The sequence below is a fragment of the Mycolicibacter heraklionensis genome (assembly GCF_001021505.1).
In the GTDB taxonomy this organism is placed as follows: domain Bacteria; phylum Actinomycetota; class Actinomycetes; order Mycobacteriales; family Mycobacteriaceae; genus Mycobacterium; species Mycobacterium heraklionense.
This window is the reverse complement of sequence record NZ_LDPO01000003.1, coordinates 188246-211219: the sequence shown is the minus strand read 5'-3', so window position 1 is coordinate 211219 and position 22974 is coordinate 188246. Positions and strand designations below refer to the sequence as shown.

22 protein-coding genes are annotated in these 22974 nt (G+C 67.0%); 11 read left to right on the top strand and 11 right to left on the bottom strand.

Annotation, left to right across the window (positions count from 1 at the left end):
• Position 1: 1 nt before the first annotated feature.
• Positions 2-1264, bottom strand: a complete 1263-nt coding sequence (locus ABW16_RS06415) for an amidohydrolase family protein (protein ID WP_047318318.1) — start codon at positions 1262-1264, stop codon at positions 2-4.
• Between the two features lie 25 nt (positions 1265-1289).
• Between ABW16_RS06415 and ABW16_RS06410 the strand changes: the two genes are divergently transcribed.
• A complete protein-coding gene (locus ABW16_RS06410) occupies positions 1290-2108 on the top strand; it encodes an AraC family transcriptional regulator (protein WP_047318317.1) in 819 nt (272 codons plus the stop codon).
• Here the strand turns inward: ABW16_RS06410 and ABW16_RS06405 are convergent.
• From ABW16_RS06405 to ABW16_RS06375, 7 genes are all read right to left on the bottom strand, one after another.
• Positions 2095-3273 carry an acyl-CoA dehydrogenase family protein gene (locus ABW16_RS06405; RefSeq protein WP_047318316.1) on the bottom strand — a complete coding sequence of 393 codons (1179 nt, stop codon included), beginning with the start codon at positions 3271-3273 and terminating at the stop codon, positions 2095-2097. The genes ABW16_RS06410 and ABW16_RS06405 overlap by 14 nt on opposite strands.
• Positions 3274-3286: 13 nt before the next feature.
• On the bottom strand, positions 3287-4357 hold the full coding sequence (locus tag ABW16_RS06400) for an acyl-CoA dehydrogenase family protein (protein WP_047318315.1): 1071 nt from the start codon (positions 4355-4357) through the stop codon (positions 3287-3289).
• Between the two features lies 1 nt (position 4358).
• Positions 4359-5201 carry an amidohydrolase family protein gene (locus ABW16_RS06395; protein ID WP_047318314.1) on the bottom strand — a complete coding sequence of 281 codons (843 nt, stop codon included), beginning with the start codon at positions 5199-5201 and terminating at the stop codon, positions 4359-4361.
• Entirely contained in the window at positions 5198-6820 is a 1623-nt protein-coding gene (locus ABW16_RS06390) for an acyl-CoA synthetase (RefSeq protein ID WP_047318313.1), read from the bottom strand. Before ABW16_RS06390 ends, ABW16_RS06395 begins: the two co-directional genes overlap by 4 nt.
• Positions 6821-6822: 2 nt before the next feature.
• Positions 6823-8073, bottom strand: coding sequence for an amidohydrolase family protein (locus tag ABW16_RS06385; RefSeq protein WP_047318312.1), 1251 nt, complete (start codon positions 8071-8073; stop codon positions 6823-6825).
• A 14-nt stretch (positions 8074-8087) separates the two neighbouring features.
• A complete protein-coding gene (locus ABW16_RS06380; protein ID WP_047318311.1) occupies positions 8088-8927 on the bottom strand; it encodes an enoyl-CoA hydratase in 840 nt (279 codons plus the stop codon).
• Positions 8928-9238: 311 nt separating this feature from the next.
• Positions 9239-10000, bottom strand: coding sequence for a crotonase/enoyl-CoA hydratase family protein (locus tag ABW16_RS06375; RefSeq protein WP_047318310.1), 762 nt, complete (start codon positions 9998-10000; stop codon positions 9239-9241).
• Positions 10001-10166: 166 nt separating this feature from the next.
• Between ABW16_RS06375 and ABW16_RS06370 the strand changes: the two genes are divergently transcribed.
• The 3 genes from ABW16_RS06370 to ABW16_RS06360 are packed head-to-tail and all read left to right on the top strand — an operon-like array spanning position 10167 to position 11587.
• Positions 10167-10916 carry a TetR/AcrR family transcriptional regulator gene (locus tag ABW16_RS06370; protein ID WP_047318309.1) on the top strand — a complete coding sequence of 250 codons (750 nt, stop codon included), beginning with the start codon at positions 10167-10169 and terminating at the stop codon, positions 10914-10916.
• Between the two features lie 51 nt (positions 10917-10967).
• Positions 10968-11201 (top strand): type II toxin-antitoxin system Phd/YefM family antitoxin, encoded by a 234-nt coding sequence (locus ABW16_RS06365; RefSeq protein WP_047318308.1) that lies wholly within the window; start codon positions 10968-10970, stop codon positions 11199-11201.
• A complete protein-coding gene (locus ABW16_RS06360; protein WP_047318307.1) occupies positions 11198-11587 on the top strand; it encodes a type II toxin-antitoxin system VapC family toxin in 390 nt (129 codons plus the stop codon). Before ABW16_RS06365 ends, ABW16_RS06360 begins: the two co-directional genes overlap by 4 nt.
• A gap of 161 nt (positions 11588-11748) precedes the next feature.
• Here ABW16_RS06360 and ABW16_RS06355 read toward each other — a convergent pair whose 3' ends face one another.
• From ABW16_RS06355 to ABW16_RS06345, 3 genes are all read right to left on the bottom strand, one after another.
• A complete protein-coding gene (locus ABW16_RS06355; protein WP_047318306.1) occupies positions 11749-12924 on the bottom strand; it encodes a thiolase family protein in 1176 nt (391 codons plus the stop codon).
• A gap of 66 nt (positions 12925-12990) precedes the next feature.
• Positions 12991-13878 carry an enoyl-CoA hydratase/isomerase family protein gene (locus ABW16_RS06350; protein WP_047318305.1) on the bottom strand — a complete coding sequence of 296 codons (888 nt, stop codon included), beginning with the start codon at positions 13876-13878 and terminating at the stop codon, positions 12991-12993.
• A complete protein-coding gene (locus ABW16_RS06345; RefSeq protein ID WP_047318304.1) occupies positions 13875-14567 on the bottom strand; it encodes a hotdog family protein in 693 nt (230 codons plus the stop codon). The genes ABW16_RS06350 and ABW16_RS06345 overlap by 4 nt, the downstream gene beginning before the upstream one ends.
• Before the next feature lie 128 nt (positions 14568-14695).
• Between ABW16_RS06345 and ABW16_RS06340 the strand changes: the two genes are divergently transcribed.
• The 7 genes from ABW16_RS06340 (at position 14696) to ABW16_RS23825 (ending at position 22954) form a co-directional block, all read left to right on the top strand.
• Positions 14696-15475 (top strand): enoyl-CoA hydratase/isomerase family protein, encoded by a 780-nt coding sequence (locus tag ABW16_RS06340; protein ID WP_412178183.1) that lies wholly within the window; start codon positions 14696-14698, stop codon positions 15473-15475.
• 17 nt (positions 15476-15492) lie between these two features.
• Positions 15493-16299 (top strand): enoyl-CoA hydratase/isomerase family protein, encoded by an 807-nt coding sequence (locus ABW16_RS06335; RefSeq protein ID WP_047318303.1) that lies wholly within the window; start codon positions 15493-15495, stop codon positions 16297-16299.
• A complete protein-coding gene (locus ABW16_RS06330; RefSeq protein ID WP_047318388.1) occupies positions 16296-17084 on the top strand; it encodes an enoyl-CoA hydratase/isomerase family protein in 789 nt (262 codons plus the stop codon). The genes ABW16_RS06335 and ABW16_RS06330 overlap by 4 nt, the downstream gene beginning before the upstream one ends.
• On the top strand, positions 17084-18550 hold the full coding sequence (locus ABW16_RS06325) for a class I adenylate-forming enzyme family protein (RefSeq protein ID WP_047318302.1): 1467 nt from the start codon (positions 17084-17086) through the stop codon (positions 18548-18550). Before ABW16_RS06330 ends, ABW16_RS06325 begins: the two co-directional genes overlap by 1 nt.
• Complete coding sequence (locus tag ABW16_RS06320) at positions 18540-20057, top strand: class I adenylate-forming enzyme family protein (protein WP_047318301.1); 1518 nt, start codon at positions 18540-18542, stop codon at positions 20055-20057. The genes ABW16_RS06325 and ABW16_RS06320 overlap by 11 nt, the downstream gene beginning before the upstream one ends.
• Entirely contained in the window at positions 20050-21591 is a 1542-nt protein-coding gene (locus ABW16_RS06315; RefSeq protein WP_047318300.1) for a class I adenylate-forming enzyme family protein, read from the top strand. The genes ABW16_RS06320 and ABW16_RS06315 overlap by 8 nt, the downstream gene beginning before the upstream one ends.
• A gap of 61 nt (positions 21592-21652) precedes the next feature.
• The gene (locus tag ABW16_RS23825; protein ID WP_052956798.1) at positions 21653-22954 is read left to right on the top strand and encodes a PE-PPE domain-containing protein; all 1302 of its coding nucleotides are present in this window, start codon (positions 21653-21655) and stop codon (positions 22952-22954) included.
• Positions 22955-22974: the final 20 nt, after the last annotated feature.

The following is a 22974-nucleotide window of genomic DNA, read 5'->3' as shown; positions in this document are numbered from 1 at the left end:
GCTACGCCTGCGCCAGTTGCTTGTCGGCGTACCGGCGCGCCCACTCGGCACGTGGCCGGATGGAGACGTCCACGTCGGTGGCCGTCGCGCGCAGCGCGCCCACCGTCGTCTGCTCACGCGGGATGCGGGCGAACGGATCCCAGCCGAAGAACCGGCAGGAGTTCTGCCAGGTGATCTTGTTGACGTCGGAGTCGTCGGCTCCGGCGGCCTCCAGCTCGGCGAGCACCTGCTCGGGGGCATCCGGCCAGAAGCAGTCCGAGTGCGGGTAGTCGCACTCCCAGGCGATGGTGTCGATCCCGATCTCGTGGCGCAGCTTGAGCGAGGTCTTGTCGGTGACGTAGCAGGCCAGCGAGTGCTCACGGAACACCTGGCTGGGCAGCTTGTCACCGAAGTCGCGGCGCAGCCATTTCTGGTTGGTGTAGTGCCGGTCGCTGCGGTCCAGGTAGAACGGGATCCAGCCGATGCCGCCCTCGGAGAAGGCGAACTTCAGATCCGGGTAGTTGCGCATTGCCGGGCCCCACAGCAGGTCCTGGGCGCACATCGCCGAGACTTGGGTGGCCAGGATGATCATGTTGTCGATGGGCGCGTTGGGGGCCATGCTGATCGCCCCGAACCCGGTGCCGATGTGCAGACACATCACCACGTTGCACTCCGAGAGCGTGGTGAACACCGGCCCCCAGTACTCGTCGTCGTGGTAGCTGGGCAGCCCCTCCAGGTGCGGCAGTTCGGGCATGGTGACCGCGCGGCAGCCTTTGGCCGCCACCCGGCGGATCTCGGCGCACATCGCTTCGGGGTTCCAGGTCGGCAGGATCGCGATCGGGATGAACCGGCCCGGGTAGGAGCCCGCCCACTCGTCGATGTGCCAGTCGTTGTAGGCCGACACCATCACCAGGGTGACGTGTTCGCGGGTCATGTTGAGGTGTCGCGCGGAGAACCCGGTGAAGGTCGGGAAGCACATCGAGGCGAGGATGCCGTTGCGGCTCATGTCGCGGACCCGCTCGTGCACGTCGTAGACGCCGGGGCGCATCTCGGCGAACCCGGCCGGGTCGCGGCCCCATTCCTCGGCCGGCCAGGACACCACCGCATTGAGGCCGCTGACGCCTTGCGGGCGGCCCTGATACATCCACTGGTCGACGCCCTTTTCGTCGGTGACGACGATCGGCGCCTCCGCCTTGTACTTGGCCGGGACGTGGTTGAGGAACATGTCGGGCGGCTCTACCACGTGGTCGTCGATGCTGACCAGGATCAAGTCGTCGATGTTCATGGTTCTACTAGTACCCTGGAAAATCGTGACCGTCTCCGCGCGTTCGGCCATAGATTTTGCCCAACCGGCCAACATCGATCTCCGTCGAGGTGGCCGTGCTCGGGCCGGCAGCTATCTCTACGAGGGCCAGGAGCTCGTCACCGGATGGCACTCCCATGACATGCACCAGATCGAGTACGCCGTCGGCGGGGTGGTCGAGGTCGAGACCTCCGCCGCGCACTATCTGTTGCCGCCGCAGCAGGCGGCCTGGATTCCGGCCGGCCTGGAGCATCAGGCCACCATGCGCCCGGAGGTGCGCACGGTGGCGGTGATGTTCGACCCCGAGCTGGTCGCGCAGGCAGGTGACCGGGCGCGCATCCTGACCGTCTCGCCGTTGATCCGGGAGATGATGCTGCACTCGCTGCGCTGGCCGATCGAACGGCCCGACGGCGACACGGTCTCCGACGACTTCTTCCGCACGCTGGGCCATCTGGTCGCGGCCGCGTTGGACCACGAGGCGCCGCTGAGCCTGCCGATCTCCGATCACCCGATCGTGGGCGCGGCGATGGTCTACACCAAGGCGCACCTGGCGTCGGTGACGGCGACCGAGGTCGCCCACGCCGTCGCGGTGTCCGAGCGCACCCTGCGCCGCCAGTTCGAGGCGGTGACCGGCATGTCCTGGCGGACCTACCTACTGCACGCCCGGATGCTGCAGGCGATGGCGCTGCTGGCCGCGCCCGATCAAGGCGTGCAACAGACCGCGACCGCCGTCGGCTTCGACAGCCTGTCCGCGTTCACCCGGGCGTTCACCCGCTTCGCCGGTGAGGCCCCGTCGAGCTATCACCGCCGCATCACGACGTCTTGACCACTGGCGCAGAGTAATTCGGCTTGCCCAGACCCAGCACGTACTGGGCGATCATGTTGCGGAACACCTCCAGAGTGCCGCCGTAGATGCCGACCAGCGGCGCGAACCGGAAGACGTAGTCGCTCGCGCCGTTGTCGATGGCACCGTCGGTGTCGATCGGTAGCGCCGACGCGCTGCCGAGCAGGTCCATCAGGTCCGGCGAGACATCGCGCATCGCCTGTGCCAGCGCCACCCGTCCGAAAATGGACGGCGCCGACAGCGACGCCTCGACCCGGGCCGCCGCCTTGCCCAGCCGGTAGGCCACCGAACGATCCGCGATACTGCCCGACCGCCCGGCCACCTCGCCCGCCTTGTCGACGGCCACGGCCATGAAGTTCGCCTGGTGCATCATGATCGAGACGTCCTGCAACCCATCGGGATTGGCGTCCACCGCTCCATGTTCGACGTTGAGCGGCTCGCGCAGCACGGTCCAGCCGCCGTTGACCTCGCCGAGGCGGTACTTGTCGTCGACGCGGACGTCGCTGTAGTAGACGATGTTGGTGCGGTCGCCGTCGACGGTGCGCAGGCCCTGGATCTCGATGCCCGGGGAGTTCAAGGGCACCAGGAACATGGTGAGGCTCTTGTGTTTCCGCGCATCCGGGTCGGTGTTGGTGATCAGAAAGACGTACTGGCAGTTGTGGGCTCCGGTGGTGAACATCTTGGAGCCGTTAATGATCCAGTTATCACCGTCGCGTACCGCGCGGGTCTTGCAGGTCGCGACGTCGGAGCCGCCTTCGGGCTCGGTGTAGCCCAGGCAGAGCCGGATGTGGCCGCTGAAGACCCCGGGCAGAATCTCCTCGCGCAGCTCGGGCGAGCCGAAGGACGCGACCGACCGGGCCACCATCGCCGTGGTCCCCCAGGTGACCCAGGGCACGTGGGCGCGGCGTTTCTCCAGCTCCCAGATGCGCCGGCGCACGCGCGGGAAGCCGCCGTCGGCCTCGGGTTTCCACTCCGCCTCCAGGTAGCCCGCCGCGCCCAGCGCCAGGTGCACGCCTTCGTCGAAGTTGTCGCCGGTCTCGCGGTCTCGGCGCTTGACGTCCTCGGTCACGTGGGTGGCCAGGAATGTGCGCACCTCGTCGCGGAAAGCCAGGTCGTCGTCGGTCAGCTGCGGTTGTGAGAAGTCCATGATGGTCGGTGTCCTATTCGGCTGCGCGGGAGTCGGTTTCACGGGCGGCGACGATGTCGCCGATGCGGCAGGCGGTGGCTCCGGGGTCGCCTCCGGCCAGCGGCCAGCCTCGGGCCCGGACCAGATAGGCGGTGGCGGCGGCTTCGGCTGAAACGCCCAGACCGCCCTGGATGTGCACCGCCATGGTGGCGGCCTTGGCGGCTTCCTCGGCCATGAAGACAAATGCCGAGGCCGCCAGTTCCGGACGCTCGTCGGGCTCGTTGTCCAGGAACCATCCGGCTCGGTAGGCCAGGTTGCGTCCGGAGGCGACCGTGATGGCCATGTTCGCCAGCGGGTGCGAGATGGCCTGCAGGGTGCCGATCGGCACGCCCAGGGTGTAGCGGGTCTTGGCGAACTCCGCGGCGATGGTCATGGTCTGCTCCACCATCCCGACCAGAGCGGACGCGGTGAGTAGTCGCCATTCATCCAGTGCCCGCTGGTATTCCGCCAGCGCCCCGGGTCCGCTGGCCAGCACCGTCGCCGAGTCGGCGGCGGCCGGGTCGACCCAGGCCATCGGCAACCGGCCGATGTTGTCGACCCGGACCGGGCGGGTGTCGAAAGAGAGTCGCACCACCGAATCGCCGTCACGGACGATGATCGTGTCGGCGATCGAACCGGTCGGCAGCAGTCGGCGTCCGGCCACAGCCTCCTGGTGCGGGTCGAACGCAATCAGTCGAGTCCCGCTCACGATGTCGGAAGTGTCGTCCGCTTCCGGCGATAACCCACCGAGGCGGCCCAAGAGGCGGGCGGCGCAGACCTGGTCGATCCAGGGCACCGGTGCCAGGCAGCGGCCGACCTCCTCGGCCACCAGCGCAAGGTCGACCAGGGTGGCGCCGTCGCCGCCGACCGACTCCGGCAACGCCATGGTGGTGGCGCCCATCGCGCACAGCCGCTCCCACAGGTTCTTGTCGAAACCGGATTCCTCTGCGGCGCGCACCGTTTCGATCGGACAGTGGGTGGTGAAGAACTGCTTGTAGGCAGCCTGCAGCGCGACGTGGTCCTCGGTCAGGCTGTAGTCCAGCCTGCGCAGTTCGAAACGATCCATCTCAGCTCTCCTGTTCGGGTACGGCGCCGCGTTCGGCGAAGAAGAAGTCGGCAGCATTGCGGTAGAGGTACTTGTCGAGCACGTCGGGTGGCAGGTCCAGGGCGCGCGCCTCGGGCACCACCCGTTCCATCCGCAGCACCGGCCAGTCCGAGGCGAAGATGACCTTGTCGGCGCCCCGGGTGCGCATGAAGTGCAGCAGGGCTTCCGGCAGACGTTTCGGCGACCAGGCCGAGGTCATCAACCGAAGGTTGCGGTACTTGATAAGCATGCGGATCGCGACGTCCCACCATGGGTCGGCGCCGTGGATCATGCACAGCCGCAGTTCGGGAAAGCGCACGCAGACTCGGTCCAGGTGGATCGGGTGCTGCACCTCGCCCGGGATAGGGGGTCCCGGAATACCGGTGTTGACGCACAGCGGCAGTTCCAGTTCGGCGCACTTGGCGTAGAGCGGGTAGTAGACGGCGTCACTCGGCGGATACTGGCCGTCTCCCCAGAAGCTGGGCCCCACCACGGCGTAGACCACCGGCAGGTCGTTGGCGACGGCGCTCAGCTCCCGCAATGTGGGCACTGGGCGCAGCAGGTTCATGCCGCCGATGGCCAGCACGAACCGATCCGGCCTGGCTTCGACGAATTTTCGCGCGGTCACCGACGGTTTGACCAGGTTGTCCATCAAGACGGCCTTGGTTACACCGTTGGCGTCCATCTCGTCGAGCAGCGCCGACATGTCAGCCGGGGAGAACATCGACTTGGAGCCCTTGAAGTAGTCGTCGCGCGTCGCAGTCATCCAGGATGGCTGCTCGCGCTCGCCGAAGTGCACGTTGACCAGGCAATCGATGGCTTTCATGATCCGGCAGACACCTCTTCGCTCACTTGACGTTTCGCCCACCGGTAGTCGGCCTTGCCGTTTCCCAGCCGACGCACCTGCGCCACCATGATGAACTCCTTCGGCACTTTGAACCCCGCCAATACCGACCGGCACTGGGCGTCCAGCAGGTCGTCGGTGACCGTTGAACCCGGTTGCGATGCCACCAGAGCGACGAGCTCTTCGCCCCACCGATCACTGGGCCGCCCCACCACCAGCGCGTCCGCCACCCCGGGGTGGGCACGCAGCACTTCCTCGACCTCCTCGACGAACACTTTCTCCCCGCCGGTGTTGACCACCAATGCATCACGTCCGAACAGTCGCAGGGTTCCGTCTTCCTCGATGCAGGCCCGGTCGCCCGAGATCACCACACGCTTGCCGTCGACCTCGGGAAAGGTGCGCACCGTGGCGTCGGCGTCGTCGAAGTATCCGAGCGGGATCCGGCCGGTCCGCACCACCCAACCGACTTCCGCGTCACCGGGTTCCAGGAACCGGGTCCGGTCCTGCGACACCACCGACCCCCCGTCCCGCAGATCGAAGGTGTCACGCCGCGCGTCGCGTTGGCTGCGCCCGAAGCCCAGGTTGCCGGTCTCCGAGGATCCGTACCCGTTGATCAGGGTGATCTGCGGAAGCAATTCCAGCAGCGCCGCCTGATACTTCGGATTGGTTGCGGCGCCACCGGTTCCGATCGAGTGCAACGACGACAAGTCATAGCTTGCCCTGCCGAGTTCGGCGACCAGCGGCGCAGCGTAGGCATCGCCCACCATGGTCATCAATCCCACCTTCTCGCGCGCGGCGGTTTCCAGCACCGAACGGGGGTCGAACCTGGTGCGGGTGTCGTTGAGGATCACCGTCTGGCCGCTCAGGATCGCCGAGAACGCGGTCCACAGTCCGGCGGCGTGCATCAGCGGCGACAGCGCGAACCAGGCCGGACCGGCATGCTGCACCTTCTGGTGGATCTCCGTCACCGAAGCGTGGTCGTCACCGACCATCGATGACACGTAGATGTCGCTTTGACGCCACAACACGCCCTTCGGGCGCCCGGTGGTTCCCCCGGTGCAGATCATCAGCAGATCGTCCGGGGACGGCGCCACCAGCTGATCGGTATCGCCCTGCGCCAGTGCGTCGTCCAGCGATACCGCATCCAGTCCGCCGCCGTCGGCAGCGCCGTCGTCGATCCGGATCAGCAGCTCGGCGCCGGATGCCCGCAGGGTGTCAGCGAATTTCGCCTCCAGCGACCCGTGGTAGATGACGGCTCGGGGCCGCAGATAGTCGAGCAGCTCGGCGGCTTCGGCCGGAGTGTAGTAGTGGTTGACGTTGACCGGGACGGTGCGCGCCTTGAGACAGCCGATCACCATGTCGGGGTACAGGTCGTTGTGCATGAGCAGCGCGACCCGGTCCTGGCCGCATTCCCAGTTCTGCAACTGCGAACGCTCACGGTGGGCACCGAGTCCGCGGCCGGCCAGGTAGTTGGCCAGCCTGCGGGTGCACTCCGCGGATTGCGCGAACGTGCTGCGCCGGTCCCCGCAGATCGTCATGGCCCGGTCGGGCACAGCCTCGGCGATCGCGTCGAGGACCGCGCCGAGGGTCCATTCGCCCACCGTCAGACCGAAGCTGCCAGGTGGGCGACGCCCGGTGCGGTACGGTTCGGATCACCCAGCAGAGTCAATGCGTTGTCCCGCATCACCATTCGGGTATCTTCCGCGCTGAACTCGGGGAACTGCGGGATGTCGGCAGTGAAGGTGGTCGGGTCGGCCAGGCCCTCACCGTGCGGCCAGTCCGAACCGAACAGGATCTTGTCGACGCCGATGGTGTCGGCCAGCAACTTCACGTCGTCCTCGTAGTAGGGGGCAATCCAGACGTTGTTGCGCAGCTGCTCGATCGGATCTTCCTTGTAGTGGTACGGCGCGTTGTTGGCCGACTTCTTCAACCGCTTGATCAGCCGGTAGACGAAGTACGAGCCGTTCTCGATGCTGACCACCTTGAGCTTGGGGTGACGGGTGAACACCTGGTGCACGATCATCGAGGCGATAGTGTCGTGGATCGCGCGATCGTCCATGATCACCATGTCCAGCGGGTCGCGCTTACCGAATCCCTTGAACACACCGCTGCCGCCCCACAACGCCGGGATCGCCATGTAACCGGAGTCGGACAGGTGGAAGACGACTGCGACGCCAGCCTCAGCAAGGCGCGCCCACACCGGGTCGTGCACCGGGTCACCGAGGGACCGGGCCCGAACCTCGCCGGGCACCGGAGCCGGGCGCACACACACCAGCTTGGCACCGCGACCGATCACGAATTCGACTTCCTCGACGGCCTTTTCGGGGTCGGCCAGCGAGATGATCGGTGCGGATATCACGCGGCCGTCGGGACGGTCGAAGCCCCAGTCCTCGTCGAGCCACAGGTTGAACGCGTGCACCGACGCAATGGTGGCGGGGATGTCGTACTTGAGTCCCTCCTCCACACCACAGGCGAAGGTCGGCAGCATGAACACCGTCTCCAGCCGCTGCCGGTCGAGCACCTGCACGCGGGCGTCGCGGTTCTGGTACTCGGGATGCTCGGAGAGCCGGTCGACCTTCATCAACGACGCCGGATCCACGCCTTCGGGGATCTCGCCGCGGAACAGCAGATCCAGGCAGCCGGGTTCGATGATCGGGTCGAAGCTCGGGTTCGGGATGAAGTGGTTGACGACCCCGCCGAACACCGCCAGAGTGCGATTGCCATCCTGCACCATCTGGACACCGCGGCTGCGGAATTCCTTGGGCAGGTGCCGAGTGAAGGCGTCCAGCGGCTCGTAGTAATGGTTGTCGACGTCGACGGCCAAGTACGGGAGCCGTTCAGGTGCGGCAGTCATGTGCTCAACCTTTCTCAAGTGAGGGGCGGGAAGTTCGGCGGGCGCTTCTCGAAGAAACTGGTGATTCCCTCGATGAGGTCCGGCCGCGCCAGCGATTCGTACATCAGGGTTTCGGCGCGCGCACTCACCGCGGCGACGTCGTCGAGCGCGTCGCGATAGACCTGTCCCTTGATCACCGCCATCGAAGCCGGCGAACAGTTGGCTGCGAGGTCGGCCGCGTAGTCCATCGCACGTTCCAACAGCAGCTCGGGCGCCACGACGTGGTTGACCAGACCGAGCTCGCGCGCTTCCTCGGCGAGGAACGTGCGCCCGGACAGCAGCAGGTCCATCGCCGCGCCCCACCCGACCAGTCGCGGGAGTATCCAGGTGATCCCGTGTTCGGCGATCAGTCCGCGCCGGGTGAACGCGGTGGCGAATTTCGCTCCGGCAGCGGCGAACCGGACGTCGCACATCAGGGCGTGGGTGAGGCCGATCCCCACGCAGGAACCGTTGATGGCCGCGATGACGGGCTTGCGCAGTTCGGTCAGAAAATGCGGGTGACGGTCCCCGACCAACTGGGATACGTCAGTGCCGGATGCGTCTGTGCTGGGGCCTGTTTGAGCACCACCGCCCAAATCGGCGCCGGCGCAGAAGCCCCGGCCGCTGCCGGTCACCACGATCGCTCGCACCGCGGGATCCGCCTCGGCGTGATCGATCGAGGCGTAGAAGCCAGCCGCGATGTCAGGCCCCCAGGCGTTGAGCCGCTGCGGGCGGTTGAAGGTGATCACCCCGACGCCGTCGCGTACGTCGTAGAGCACTCCGGGCTCGTCCGAGGGGCCCGTCTCAACGAGCGTGCCGTCGTCGGCAGCGGTCATCGATCCCGCACCTCCTCGCTTCGGATGCCTCGACCGACCGTCAGAAATCCGACTGGAATTATTCTTACTGTATACCTTTCAGTAGACCATTCTGCAACCCGCGCCGATCCAGTCAAAGACAGTCATGTCAGCAGTTCAGGAGCGAATTACCGGTTTGCCGACCAGGGAAAACCCGAGCCGCCGAGGGATCCAGCCGACCAGCACCTCGGAGGCGAAACCGCCGGGTGAGGGCACGTTGACCGGGTCTCGTCGGGCACCGGCAGCAGCGCCGGCGACGGCGCGCGCTTCGCGCCCACGGTCGGGGCCAGGATTCAGGCGCCGGTCCAGTTCGGTGCGCGCTTCTCAGCGAACGCGATGGCGCCTTCCTTGGCGTCCTGTGAGGCGAATACCGGCGCGATCAGTTCATTTTGCTTGCGCCACATCTCGTCTGGGCTCCAGCTTGCCGCCTTCACCATGATCTCCTTGGTCACCGCGACAGCCAACGGACCGTTCGCGGTGATCCGCTCGGCCAAGGCGATGGCCCCGTCCAACGCTTCGCCCGGTTCGGTAAGCACGTTGACGAATCCCCACTGGGCACCCTGATCGGCGGTAAAACTCTCGCCGGTCAGAGCCAACTCGAGCGCCTTCTGATAGGGAATGCGGTGCGGCAACCGCAACAGACCACCGCCGGCCGCCACCAGGCCCCGCTTGACTTCCGGGATACCGAATTTCGCGTCCTTGGCGGCTACCACGAGGTCGGTGGCCAGCACCAGCTCGGTGCCACCGGCCACCGCGTGACCCTCGACCGCGGAGATGAGCGGCTTGCGCGGCGGGCGCTCGGTGAAGCCGAGCCCGCGCCCCGGGACATACGCCAATTCCCCGGCCGCGAACGCCTTGAGGTCCATGCCCGCGCAGAAATTGCCGCCGGCTCCCGTGAGCACCCCGACCGACAGTTCGGGGGTGTCGTCGAGTTCGTCGCAGGCGGCAGCCAGTCCCTCGGCAACCGCCTTATTGGCTGCGTTGCGGGCCTCCGGCCGGTTGATCGTGATGACGAGAATTCGACCGCGACGCTCGCGGAGTACCGCATCGGACACGACTCACCCTTCAGGCGTTGTGACAACGTTTACCAAAGTACTTACCATATGCTTTACAGTAAGAGAAGCTCAATTCCCCGTGGCGGCGACGGGCACAGGTAGGTTTAACGGCTAGGTTTAACGGCGACGAGTCCGGCCGTGTCGACCAGAACTGGAGGTACCCGCAGTGGCAAAGCAGCCAGTCGCCGAGAAGCGGCAACGGCGCGAACGCGGATCGATCAACCCTGACGACATCATCGACGGCGCGTTCGAGCTCGCCGAACAGATCGGGGTCGACAACCTGAGCATGCCGTTGCTGGGTAAACATCTCGGCGTCGGCGTGACGAGCATCTACTGGTACTTCCGCAAGAAGGACGACCTGCTCAACGCGATGACAACCCGGGCCCTGCGCCAGTACACGTTCGCCACCCCGTACGTGGAGGCCAAGGACTGGCGCCAGACGTTGAGCAACCACGCGCACAGCATGCGGTCGACGTTTCTGGGCAACCCGATCTTGTGCGATCTCATCCTGATTCGGGCCGCACTGAGCTCGCGGGCCGCACAGCTCGGTGTCCGGGAGGTGGAGCGCGCGATCGCCAGCCTGGTGGAGGCCGGCCTATCGCCGCAGGACGCCTTCGACACCTATTCGGCGGTCTCGGTGCACATCCGCGGGTCGGTGGTGCTGCAGCGCCTGTACGAGAAGAACCGGGCGTCGGACGCCGAGGGGCCGTCCGATTTCGAGGAGGCGCTGGTCATCGACCCGGCTGTGACCCCACTGCTTGCAGAGACCACTCGGCAGGGCCATCGGGTCGGCGCGGCCGACGATGCCAACTTCGAATACGGCCTCAACTGCATCCTTGATCACGCCGAACGGCTCATCGAGAAGAACACCAAGCCGGCGCGGCGTCGCGCGGGCAATTCGGCCGGGGCTCGCTAATCGCGCTAGTGCCGCTAGCGCGACCCGCGTAGCGCGGCTACCATACTTTCCGTGGAGACGATCAGCAGCACGGACGCCAAAAATCAGCTCAACCGGCTCTTGAATGACGTCAAGGCCGGTGCGTCGTTCACCATCACCAACCATGGCCAGCCCGTCGCGCAGCTCATACCAATCACGGCCGTCCCGCGCAGGTTCGGCCAGCTGCCGCGCCTCGTCGTGCCCGACGACTTCGACGACGCGCTGCCGGCAGCAGAACTCGCGGCCTGGGAAGACGTCGAGGCGTGAATATCCTGCTCGATACCCACACGCTGCTTTGGCTGGTGAGCAAGCCGTCGCGCCTGGAAGCCGAAGCGCTCGCGATCCTGTCCGACCCGGGAACCTCCATCTGGGTCACCGCTGCCTCGGCATGGGAAATCGCGACCAAGACGCGGCTGGGCCGCCTCGACGGTGCGGCTCTGCTGTCGACCTGGACGGACGTCGTCGCCGACATGAGCAGCACCGAGCTGGCGATCGACTCCGCTGACGCGATCCTTGCCGGCCGGCTTCCGTGGGAACACCGTGACCCGTTCGACCGCATCATTGTCGCGCAGGCATTACGCCGCAATCTGACTATCGCCACCCGTGACGCGAAGATCGTCGGTGCAGCTATCACTCCAACCCTCGCAGCATGAACCAGGCCCGCCAGAGCCGGGCGGCTCGCTTAGTCAGGCATAGGTCGGCTTAGGGAATAGGGCAGTTGGCCGGCTTTGAGCGACAACTGCGACCGCGTGGACAGGCCCGCTGCAATTTGTCGCGCAAGGGCGGGCGACTATCCCTATGGGGTCTGGCCGGGCTAGACCTCGATCACCACCGCGCCGCCCTGGCCGCCACCGGCGCACATGGCAGCCACACCGATGCCGCCGCCGCGCCGCTTCAGTTCGTAGAGCAGGGTGGTCACCATCCGGGCACCGGATGCGGCGATCGGGTGACCGAGGCTGCAGCCGCTGCCGGAGAAGTTCACCAGCTCTTCGTCGATGCCGTATTCCTTGCACGCCGCGATCGGCACCGAGGCGAAGGCCTCGTTGATCTCCCACAGCGCGACGTCGCCGACGGACAGTCCGGCCCGCTGCAGTACCTTGCCGATCACCTTGACGCCGCCGAGCCCGGTGTCGCGGGGCGCAACACCGACCGAGCCCCAGGCTTTGACGGTTCCCATCACGGTCAGGCCCTTATCGCGGGCGTAGTCGGAGTCGACCAGCGCGACCGCGGCCGCGGCGTCGTTGGTGCCGCTGCTGTTGCCGGCGGTGATCGAGAACCCCTCGATCTCGGGGTGCAGCACCTTCAGGCCCGCCAGTTTCTCCACGGTGGTTTCACGGCGCGGGAACTCATCGACCTTGAACTCGGTCACCGAACCGTCGGGCAGTTCGACCTTCAGCGGGATGATCTCGTCGACGAACTTGCCGGCGTCGATCGCGGCGATCGCCCGCTGATGCGACCGCGCGGCCCAGGCGTCCATCTCCTCGCGGCTGATGCCCGCGGCCTGCGCGGTGTTCCACCCCACCGTGATCGACATGTCGCGGGTGGGCGCATCCGGGGTCTCCGGGTGGGTCGGCGGCATCCAGCGCTCCTCGAACTTCAGCTCGGGGCCGGGGATGCGCCAGTTCGTCAGCGGCGTCATCGACAGCGACTGCACACCGCCGGCGATCAGCACCCGCTCCATCCCGGAACCGATCTGCGCGGAGGCGTTGCCGATCGCGGTCAGGCTGCCGGCACAGTGCCGGTTGACCGACTGGCCGGGTACCGACTCCATGCCGCAGGCGGCTGCCGCATAGCGGGCGAGATCGCCGCCGCCGTAGTGGGATTCGGCGAAGATGATGTCGTCGATCTCGGTCGGCTCGACGCCGGACCGCCGCACCACCTCGGGCAGCACCGTGGTGATCAGGGTCTCCGGGGGCGTGTTGACCAGTGTCCCCTTGAACGAACGTCCGATGGCCGTGCGAACAGCACCGACAATGACAGGTGTAGGCATTTTTCCGACCTTACATTATTCGACTGATTTGTAAAGCTAACGATGTTCCTGCTGGACCCACCCGCCTTACGGCTCCGGTACGTGAAAGTGCTCGTCACGCAGCCGGAACGCCTCCTTAGTTCCGTGCTGCGCCCGGGTCTTGACGAAGTTGAACTCTCCCGGTGCGAACTGCAGGTTGGTGCCGTAGGCGTGAAATAGATAGCTGGCCACCTCTTCGCCCTGATACGCCTGGCTCTGCTCGACCAGCCGGAACGCCTCCTTGGCGATGACCACCCCGTCGGCGGGCATCTTCGCCGCCTTGCACGCCCAGTACCGTGCCCGTGCCGTCACCGCCGCCGGGTCGCACGTCTCGGTGAACACACCCAGATGCTCGACCGCGGCGGCCTCGATGATGTCGCCGGTCAGCAGCAGTCGCCGCGCCAGCACGGGGCCGAGGCGATGAAAGAACATGTGCAGGCTGCCCAGGGCTGGGCCCAGAAACCGCGTCGCGGGCATACCGATCTTGGTGTCCCGCGCGATCACCGAGAGGTCGGTCATCAGCGCCATCTCGAAACCGCCGCCGAGCGCGTACCCGCTGATCTCACCGACCGTGACTTTCGGGAAGCCCATCAGATTGTGGTAGAAGCCGAAAGATTTGCGGTCCACGGTAAGCCGGCGCCGTTGGCTGGGCCTGCCCTTGGCCGCCGGCTGCGGAGCCTCCCCGCGCTCGCCGTACCAGCCGTAGGCGTTGTTCATGTCGGCCCCGGTGCTGAACACTCCCTCGGCGCCACGCAGCAGCACCACGACCAGATCGTCGTCCTCGGCGACCCGGTCCAGGCAGCGGGCGACCGCGTCGCGCATGGCGGCATCGTAGGAGTTACGCCGGCCGGGATTGTTCAGCGTGATGGTGGCGATGCGCCCGTCGGGATCGACATCGAAGAGCACCCGGTCGTCGGTGGTCTCGGCAGCGCTCATCGGTGGGACTCCTCATCCTGTCTGCGGCCGAATCGAATGGCACTCAATTTGTTCGGCGGCGCCGCGGCGGTGGTGACCTCGCCGGTGCACAGCAGTTCGCCGTGATGGAGAAGTCGCGCGGTGGAGGCGATGCCCCGCTCCACCTCGGCTCGCACGATGTCGAAGTCCAGCTCGGTGAGAATCGGCGTCGGGCGCCGGTAGGTGACCAGCAGTGAGCGGGTTCGCCCGGCCGAGCCGGCCGCACAGCTCTGATGCTGAGTCACGCAGTCGAAGAACACCCCGAGAAAGCCGCCGTGTACCAGCCCCGGCGGACCTTCGTAGGGCAGCGGGAAAGTGACTGTACCCGAGGCGGTCTCACCATCGAGGTGATCGAAGCGATACTCCGGGAAGCAAGGATTGAACGACCCGACGTCGAATGCGTGCGCCAGGTAGACCCGACCGCCCTGGCCGTCGGCATCCTCCAGGCGGGGCATCGCCTCGACGGGGGCGACGGCGGCCAGTTGCCGCTCCCAGTCGCTGAACCGCGTCAGCATGTCGTCCACCGCCGGATGCGGATGCTCCAACGCGAGCAGCAGCCCGGTCAGGCGCCGCATGGCGCCGGCCACCGCGACGGTCTGCGCCAGCGGCAGCTCGCCGAAACGGGCGGCGTCGCCGGTCGAAATCACTGAGTTCCCCGAACCGTCCGCCATAGGCCTTTCTCCGCCGAACCGCGTTAATCGTATAGCCTACTGTAGCTATCACGATATAGCGTTGAAAGGTGGACACCACCGTGGCCGACTCCCCCGATTCCGGGTCCGGCTCCGCGCCCGACGGTGCGGTGACGGCGCTGCGTGACGGCGCGCTGCTCCGGCTGACCTTGGCGCGTCCGGATCGCCGGAATTGCCTGAGCTCGTCGATGACCGCTGCACTGGTCACGGCCTTGACCGAGGCGGCGAGCGACGACACGTTGCGCGCCATCCATATCCGGGGCGCCGGTGATGACTTCTGCGCGGGCGCCGACTGGGTGGCCACCAATGCCGGCGACCAACGACCCCGTACCGGCGATCTGGTGCGCCGCATCCCGCACGCCGCGCACCGGGTGATCGAACTGATCCACACCATCCAGCTGCCGGTGGTGTGCAGCGTGCGCGGTTGGGCGGTGGGCCTGGGCTGCAACCTGGCGCTGGCCGCCGACTTCACCGTGGCCGCCACCGACGCGGTGTTCTGGGAGCCGTTTGTGGCGCGCGGCTTCAGTCCCGACTCGGGATCGACCTGGCTGCTGCCGCGTCTGGTGGGGCTGGCGCGGGCCCGACGCATGTTGCTGCTCGGCGAGCAGGTCAGTGGCGCATCCGCGCAGGACTGGGGGCTGATCCACCAGGCGGTGGCGCCGGCGGACGTGGACTCCGCCACCGAAGAACTGTTGGCCGCCTTGGCGCAGGGACCTACGGTAGCGATCGGTCTGACCAAGCAAGCGCTCCATTACGGACAGCAGGCAACGCTGCAACAATCCCTGACCCAGGAGCTGTTCAATCTCGAGCTCAGCTGCCGTACAGGAGATTTCAAAGAGGGATTGGCCGCGTTTGCGCAGCGGCGCCCGCCTGGCTTCACCGGCCGCTGACAGGAAAGGGATCGGCCATGCCGACGTTCGACACCATCGACTACGACGTGCGCGGGCACACCGCCACGATCACACTGAACCGTCCTGAGGCGCTCAACGCGCTGAGCCCGCACATGGTCACCGAACTGCGCGCCGCCTATGCCGAGGCCGAGAGCGACGAGGCGGTGTGGGTGGTCATCGTCACCGGCAACGGGCGGGCGTTCTGCACCGGAGCCGACGTCAAGGAGATCCCCGGCGACGGCAAGGTGATCAATGAACGGCCGTATCTGTCCACCTACGAGCAGTGGGAGGCTCCGCAGGAGGGCACTCCCCCGTTCCGGACGATGGCCAAACCCGTGCTGGCGGCCATCAACGGGATCTGTTGCGGCGCAGGACTGGACTGGGTGACCACCTGCGACATCGTGATCGCCTCGGACCGCGCGACGTTCTTCGACCCGCACGTCTCGATCGGCCTGGTCGCCGGGCGCGAAGTGGTCCGGTTGGCCCGGGTGCTGCCCCGCTCGATCGCGCTGCGGATGGCCATGATGGGCAAGCACGAGCGGATGGACGCTCAACGAGCCTACGACCTCGGCATGATCAGCGAGGTGGTGGAACACGACCGGCTGCTCGAGCGCGCTCACGAGATCGCCGACGTCTTGAACTCCAACGCGCCGCTGGCAGTGCGCGGTACCCGGCTGGCGATCCTCAAGGGCTTGGACCTGCCGCTGCACGAGGCGGAGATGCTCGCCGAGTCGTTCCGGGAACGCAACCTGCACACCGAGGATTCGCTGGAGGGGCCGCGGGCCTTCGTCGAGAAGCGGGCACCGGAATGGCAGTGCCGATGAGCACCGACTTCACCACCATCCTGCTCGACTTCGATCGCGCCGCGCGCGTCGCGACCATCACGTTGAACCGGCCGGACCGGCTCAACGCGTTCGACCGCACCATGTGCGAGGAGATGGCCGCGGCGTGGCGGATCGTCAAACTCGACAGTCAGGTCAACGCCGTCGTGCTGCGTGCCGCCGGTGACCGGGCGTTCAGCGCCGGGCTGGACATCAAATCCTCCTACGGACAACCCGACAACGTCTGGCATCACGAAGATCCCGGCGAGTTGCTCAGTCCCAAGTGGCAGAAGATGTTCAAACCCGTCATCTGTGCCGTGCAGGGCATGTGCACCGCCGGAGCGTTCTACTTCCTCAACGAAGCCGACGTGGTGATCTGCTCGGACGACGCCACGTTCTTCGACTCCCACGTCTCTGCCGGACTGGTCTGCGCACTCGAGCCGATCGGGCTGATGCGCCGAATCGGGTTGGGGGAGACCCTGCGGATCGCGCTGATGGGCAACGATGAGCGGGTCAGTGCCGACACCGCGTTGCGCATCGGCTTGGTATCGGAAATCGTGGTGCGCGAACAGCTCTGGACGCGAGCCCAGGAGATTGCCGCCACGATTGCGGCCAAGCCGCCGTCGGCCACCCAGGGCACGGTGAAGGCGATCTGGGAGTCGCTGGACAAACCGTACCGTGCCGCCCTGGATCAGGGCCTGATCTACACCAGGCTGGGCAACCCACTGGGCAAGGCCGAACTCGACGCACTGCCGCCGCGCCCCGCCACACCGCCGCGGATCCGCTGATGCCGCATCCGCTGAGCCGGCGCATTGCCGAGGTGCTCGATCTGGCGCCTGAGGCACCGGCACTGCAATACGACGGCCAGTGGTATTCCTGGTCGCAGCTCGCGACCCTGGCGCGGCGCATCGCCGAGCTGACACCGGCCGGTGGACGAGTCGGGATCCTGCTGCGCAACCGCCCCCCGCAGGTGGCCGCGTTGCTCGGCGTGCTGCTGGCCGGGGGCTGCGTGGTGGTGATCAATCCGTCCCGCGGCGACGACCGCACCCGCAGCGAAATCGCGGCGCTGGAACTGCCCGTGATCATCGGGGATCCCGATGATCTGGCCGCCCTGGTGACCGCGACACGGCGCACCGCCGTGGTGACGATCTGCGATCTCGCCACCGCCCCGCAGATCGACGTGGCGAGCGAGCCCAACCCGGATTCCGGGCGCCCCGGCGTGGCGGTGTGGATGCTGACCAGCGGAACCACCGGGCCGCCTAAGCGCGTCGACCTGCGTTACGACATGTTGGCGCACAGCGTGATCGGTCCCGACCCCGAGCATGCCCCGGCACCGCAGCTGCGACGCGGCATCGCGATCGTCAACTCGCCGCTGGTGCACATCGGTGGCGTGTACCGGGTGTTGCAGTGCATCGCCGAGGCACGATCCTTTGTGCTGCTGGAGCGATTCGAGCTGCAGCGCTGGGCCGAGGCGGTACGCACCTGTCGGCCGCGCGCGGTCTCGTTGGTGCCGGCCGCGTTGCGCACGGTGCTGCATTCGGACCTCAGCCGCGAGGACCTGGCCGGGATCCGTGCGGTCACCTCGGGTACCGCTCCGCTGTCCGCCGACGACGCCGACGCGTTCACCGCCAAGTTCGGCATCCCGGTGCTCACCTCTTACGCCGCAACCGAATTCGGCGGCGGCGTAGCCGGCTGGACACTGGCCGACTATCAGCAGTACTGGCAGGACAAACGCGGCAGCGTCGGGCGCGCCAGCCTCGGCGCGCAACTGCGCGTGGTCGACGACGACGGCGCCCCACTCGGCCCCGATCAGCCCGGGCTGCTGGAGGTCAAACCGGGCCAGCTGGGCCCCGGCGCGGAGTGGATGCGGACCACCGATCTGGCGCGCATCGACGCCGACGGCTTCCTGTGGATCCTGGGCCGGGCGGATCAGGCCATTATCCGCGGCGGATTCAAGGTGTTGCCCGACGACGTGCGGGTCGCTCTGGAGGCGCATCCGGCGGTCAAAGGCGCCGCCGTCGTGGGCCGTGCCGACGAGCGTCTTGGGCAGACTCCGGTGGCGGCGGTCGAGCTGCGGTCTGGAGCCTTCGCCGACGCCGGGACGCTGACCGAGTTTCTGCGCGGCCGACTGGCCCGCTATGAGATTCCCACCGAGATCGCGATCGTCGACGTCATCCCGCGTACGCCTTCGGGCAAGGCCGACCTGGGCGCGGTTCGGGAGCTGATCGGTATGTCGAGCAAGAATGCTGACTGAGACCCTCCCACAGATCCTGCGCGTCCAAGCGCGGACTCGCGGCGACCACCCACTGCTGATCTGCGACACCGAGCGGATCAGTTACGCCGACGCCGACCAGCGTTCCGCCGCGTTGGCCCGCCGGCTCGTCGCACTGGGCGCCGGCAAGGGCAGCCACATCGGACTGTTGTATCCCAACGGCCCAGCGTTCGTGGTCGGCATGCTCGCCGCGGGCCGCATCGGCGCGGTGGTGGTCCCATTCCCGACCCCGTCCACGGCACCCGAGCTGCGTGACCAACTGGTGCACAGCGACGTGCGGATCCTGCTGACGGCCGAATCGTACCGATCACACGACTATCGGGCTCGGCTGGCCGAGGTTCTCGTCGACGTCGATATCGACAGCGCAGCACCGCTGTTCAGCGTGTACGCGCCGCAACTGCGCCATGTGCTGTTCGACGCCGAGAACTCCGGAGCACCGGGCGACCAGGCCACCGTAGAAGCCTTGGAGAACGACGTCGACGGCGGTGACTCGCTGGCGATCATCTACACCTCCGGGTCGAGCGGCACGCCCAAAGGCGCGGTGCACAGTCACGCGAGCCTGATCGGCCACCAACGCAATCTCAACGCGATCCGGCGACTCACCGCTGAGGACACCCTGTTCTGCAACTCGCCGTTCTTTTGGATCGGCGGGTTCGCGTTCGCGCTGCTGGCCACGGTGCTGGCCGGATCGACGCTGCTGTGTTCCAACGCCACCGACCCCGCCATCACGCTGGACCTGCTGGAGGCCGAGAAGCCCACGCTGACCAATGGTTTCGTCAACGGTATCGCCGCCCTGAGTCAGCATCCCAGCCTCAGCGACCGAGACCTGACCAGCCTCCGGCGCGGCAACCTGTACCCGATCATGGCGCCAGAAGCGCGCCCGGCCGACCCTGGGCTGCGGCACAGCATGCTCGGGATGACCGAGACCGGGGGCCCGATATTGCTCAGTGACGACGACACCGACCAGCCCGAACACCGTCGCGGTAGCTACGGCAAACCCGCTCCGGGGTTCGAGTGCCGCATCGAGGACGGGGAACTGTGGGTGCGCGGCCCCTACCTGATGCGGCGCTACCACAAGCGCAGCCGCGAAGAGTGTTTCGACGCCGAGGGCTGGTTCCACACCGGCGATCTGGTCCGCACCGACGCCGACGGCTTCTACTACTTCTTGGGCCGACGAGACAGGGTGATCAAGACCGCCGGAGCCAATGTGTCTCCGGCCGAGGTGGAGCGAGCCATCGCCAACGTCACCGGCGGATCCATCGCGCACGTGTTCGGCGTCCCCGATCCCGTCCGTGGACAGCTGGTGGCCGCGGTCATCGTGACCGGCGATGGCGCGATCGACGAGGGACAGCTAAGGGCTCGACTTGCCACCGAGCTGTCCGCCTACAAGATCCCGCGCCGGATCACGAGCGTCCCCGCGGCCCGGATCCCGTTGCTGTCCAGCGGGAAAGTCGATCTGCGACGGCTGGCGGAGGCGCTCGATGCCTGAGACTCTGACCGTCGACGCCCTGGTCCGCGCCCATGCCGCTCTCCATCGGGGCAAACCGGCGGTGATCGACCCGATCAACCGACTCAGCTATGCCGAGCTCGACTCGACGTCGCGTGAGCTGGCCGCGGTCTTCGTTCAGGCTGGTATCGGCAAGGGCACCCGGGCGGGGTTGATCATGCCCAACGGCGTTGACTGGGTCCGCATCGCGATCGCCCTCACCCGGATCGGGGCGGTGCTGGTGCCCCTGAGCACTCTGCTGACCCCGCCGGAACTGCGCGCGCAGCTTCGCGTCGCTGCGGTGCAGTTTCTGATCAGCGTCGAGGAGTTCCGTGGCCGCCGCTATCTCGACGACCTACGCGCGGACTCGTCGCTGACAGCGGATCTGCCTGCGCTGCAGCATGTCTGGTCCACTCAAAGCTTGGCGTCGGCCGCCGCCGGCGACGGCCCCGCCAGAATCGTCGAGGCGCTGTCCGCGACCGTGACCCCCGCCGACCCGATGCTGATCATGTTCACCTCCGGCAGCAGCGGCCCGCCCAAGGGTGTGCTGCATTCGCACGGCAGCGCCTTGGGCGCGGTCCGGTCCGGACTGGCCGCCCGCTGCATCGACGCCGACACCCGGCTGTATCTGCCGATGCCGTTCTTCTGGGTCGGCGGCTTCGGTGGCGGGGTGCTGTCGGCGCTGCTGGCCGGGGCCACCCTGGTCACCGAGGAGCTTCCCAAGCCGGAGACCACCTTGCAGTTGCTGGAGTCCGAGCGGGTCACGTTGTTCCGCGGCTGGCCGGACCAGGCCGCGGCACTGGCCCGCCACGCCGGTACCGCCGGCCTGTCGGCGTTACGGCCGGGCAGTCTGGAGGCGCTGCTGCCGCCGGAGTTGCGCCCCGAGCCCGGGGCGAGGGCCAACCTGTTCGGGATGACCGAGGCGTTCGGGCCGTACTGCGGCTACGCCGCCGACACCGACCTACCGCGTTCGGCGTGGGGCAGCTGCGGTAAGCCGTTCGCGGGCATGGACGTTCGGATCGTCGACACCGACACCGGCGTGCCGGTGCCCGCCGGCACGGTCGGGATGATCCAGCTGCGCGGGCCGCACACGCTGCGCGGCATCTGCCGTCGCACCCGGGAGGACGTCTTCACGGTCGACGGCTTCTACCCCACTGGCGACCTGGGCCGGCTCGATCACGACGGGTTCCTGTTCTACCACGGCAGATCCGACGACATGTTCAAGGTCAGCGGCGCCACGGTCTATCCGAGCGAAGTCGAGACGGCCCTGCGCGGCATCGCCGGTGTCCAGGCCGCGGTCGTCACCAACGTGCCCGACGGAGACCGGAGCAGGGTGGGAGCGGTGGTGGCCGGCGACGGGCTGACGATCGATGACTTGCGCGACCGGTGTCGAGATCTGTTGAGCTCGTTCAAGGTGCCGACCGTGTGGCTGGTGGTCGAGGGAGCTGAGGCCCTTCCCCGCGGGTCGACGGGCAAGGTGGACATGCCGCGGCTGCGGAAGCTGCTGGCCGCCAACCACCAAGGAAAAGCCCATTAAGCAGGACGCTCATCGACTTCGCGGTTTACCGTCAAGCGCAATCCACAGTGGGGGTGGGGTCATGGCCGGTAACCGGCGTAGCGGCACAGCACTGCTGTTCAGCGCGGCAATGGCACTGTTGGCATGGGCGCCGGTGGCTCCAGCCGGAGTCGCCCGGGCCGAGGGCCCGCTCAATGCCTTGATGATGGGCGGCACCGGCATGCCGACACCCAGTCAGGCCTGGCGAGACGCCATTATCGCCGACTACATCAACCCGTCCACCGGCGGTGACTACACCTCGGTGCTGGTCGCGACCCCGGAATCTTTCGCCAGCCCTTCGGTTCCCACCGGCCTGGCGAATCTGCAGGATGCGATCGCCGCCCAGCTCATCGCGCATCCCGACCAGCCCTTCGTCGTCGAAGGGTATTCGCAGAGCGCGATGATCGCGGTGATGGAGAAAACTCACCTCGCCGAGCTCGCGGCCTCCGGGCAGCCGATCCCGGACGTCACGTTCCTGCTGCTGGGTTCCTCGAGCCGGCCCAACGGTGGCGAAGTGGCGCGGTTCGAGGGGTTGACCATTCCGGGCCTGGGCGGCAGCTTTCCCGGCGCCGAACCGACCGATCTGGGGATCCCCACGATCGACATCTCGAACCAGTACGACTTCTTCTCCGACTTCCCGCAGTACCCGATCAACCTGGTCGCCGACCTCAATTCGTTCTTCGGCATCATCTATTCCCACGCCGCCTATGGCGACGGCGCCATTCCCGGCGTCACCGCACTCTGGCCGCCGTCCGAACCGCTGTCCGGTCCTTACGCTGACGAATATGTGCTCGGGTCCTCGGACATCGTCAGGCAGCTGGAGGGCGACACCACGTTCTATCTGATCCCGTCAACCACCCTGCCGCTGCTCGGCCCGCTGATGACCTTGGGTGTTCCCCAATCCGTGCTCGACATCGTCCAGCCCGCTCTGCAGGTGATCATCGAAGCCGGCTACGACCGGTCGGTGCCGTTTGGTGAGCCGATGCCGGTCCAGCTGTTCCCCACCCTGGATCCGATCACCTTCAGCATCGAACTCGCCAGGGCCGTCGTCCAGGGCGCTGACAATGCCTTCGGGCTGTTCGGCGCCCAGCTACCCGGTTATACCGAACTGGAAAGTATTCTGGTGCAAGCACAGTCGTGGTCGCAAGAGAACATCGGCGCCTCTTATCACGACACCATGACACAGCTCAACGCCGACTTCAATCCGTTCACAGCGTTTTTCGCCCTTGAAGCACCCATCGGCCTGGCCATCCAGGATCTGCTGGATGAGACCGGCATTCAACAGGCCCTGATCGACCCGATCCTGGGCATCATCGGACCCCTCGGTGGCTTGTTCACCAGCTGACATCACCCCATTTGGGCACC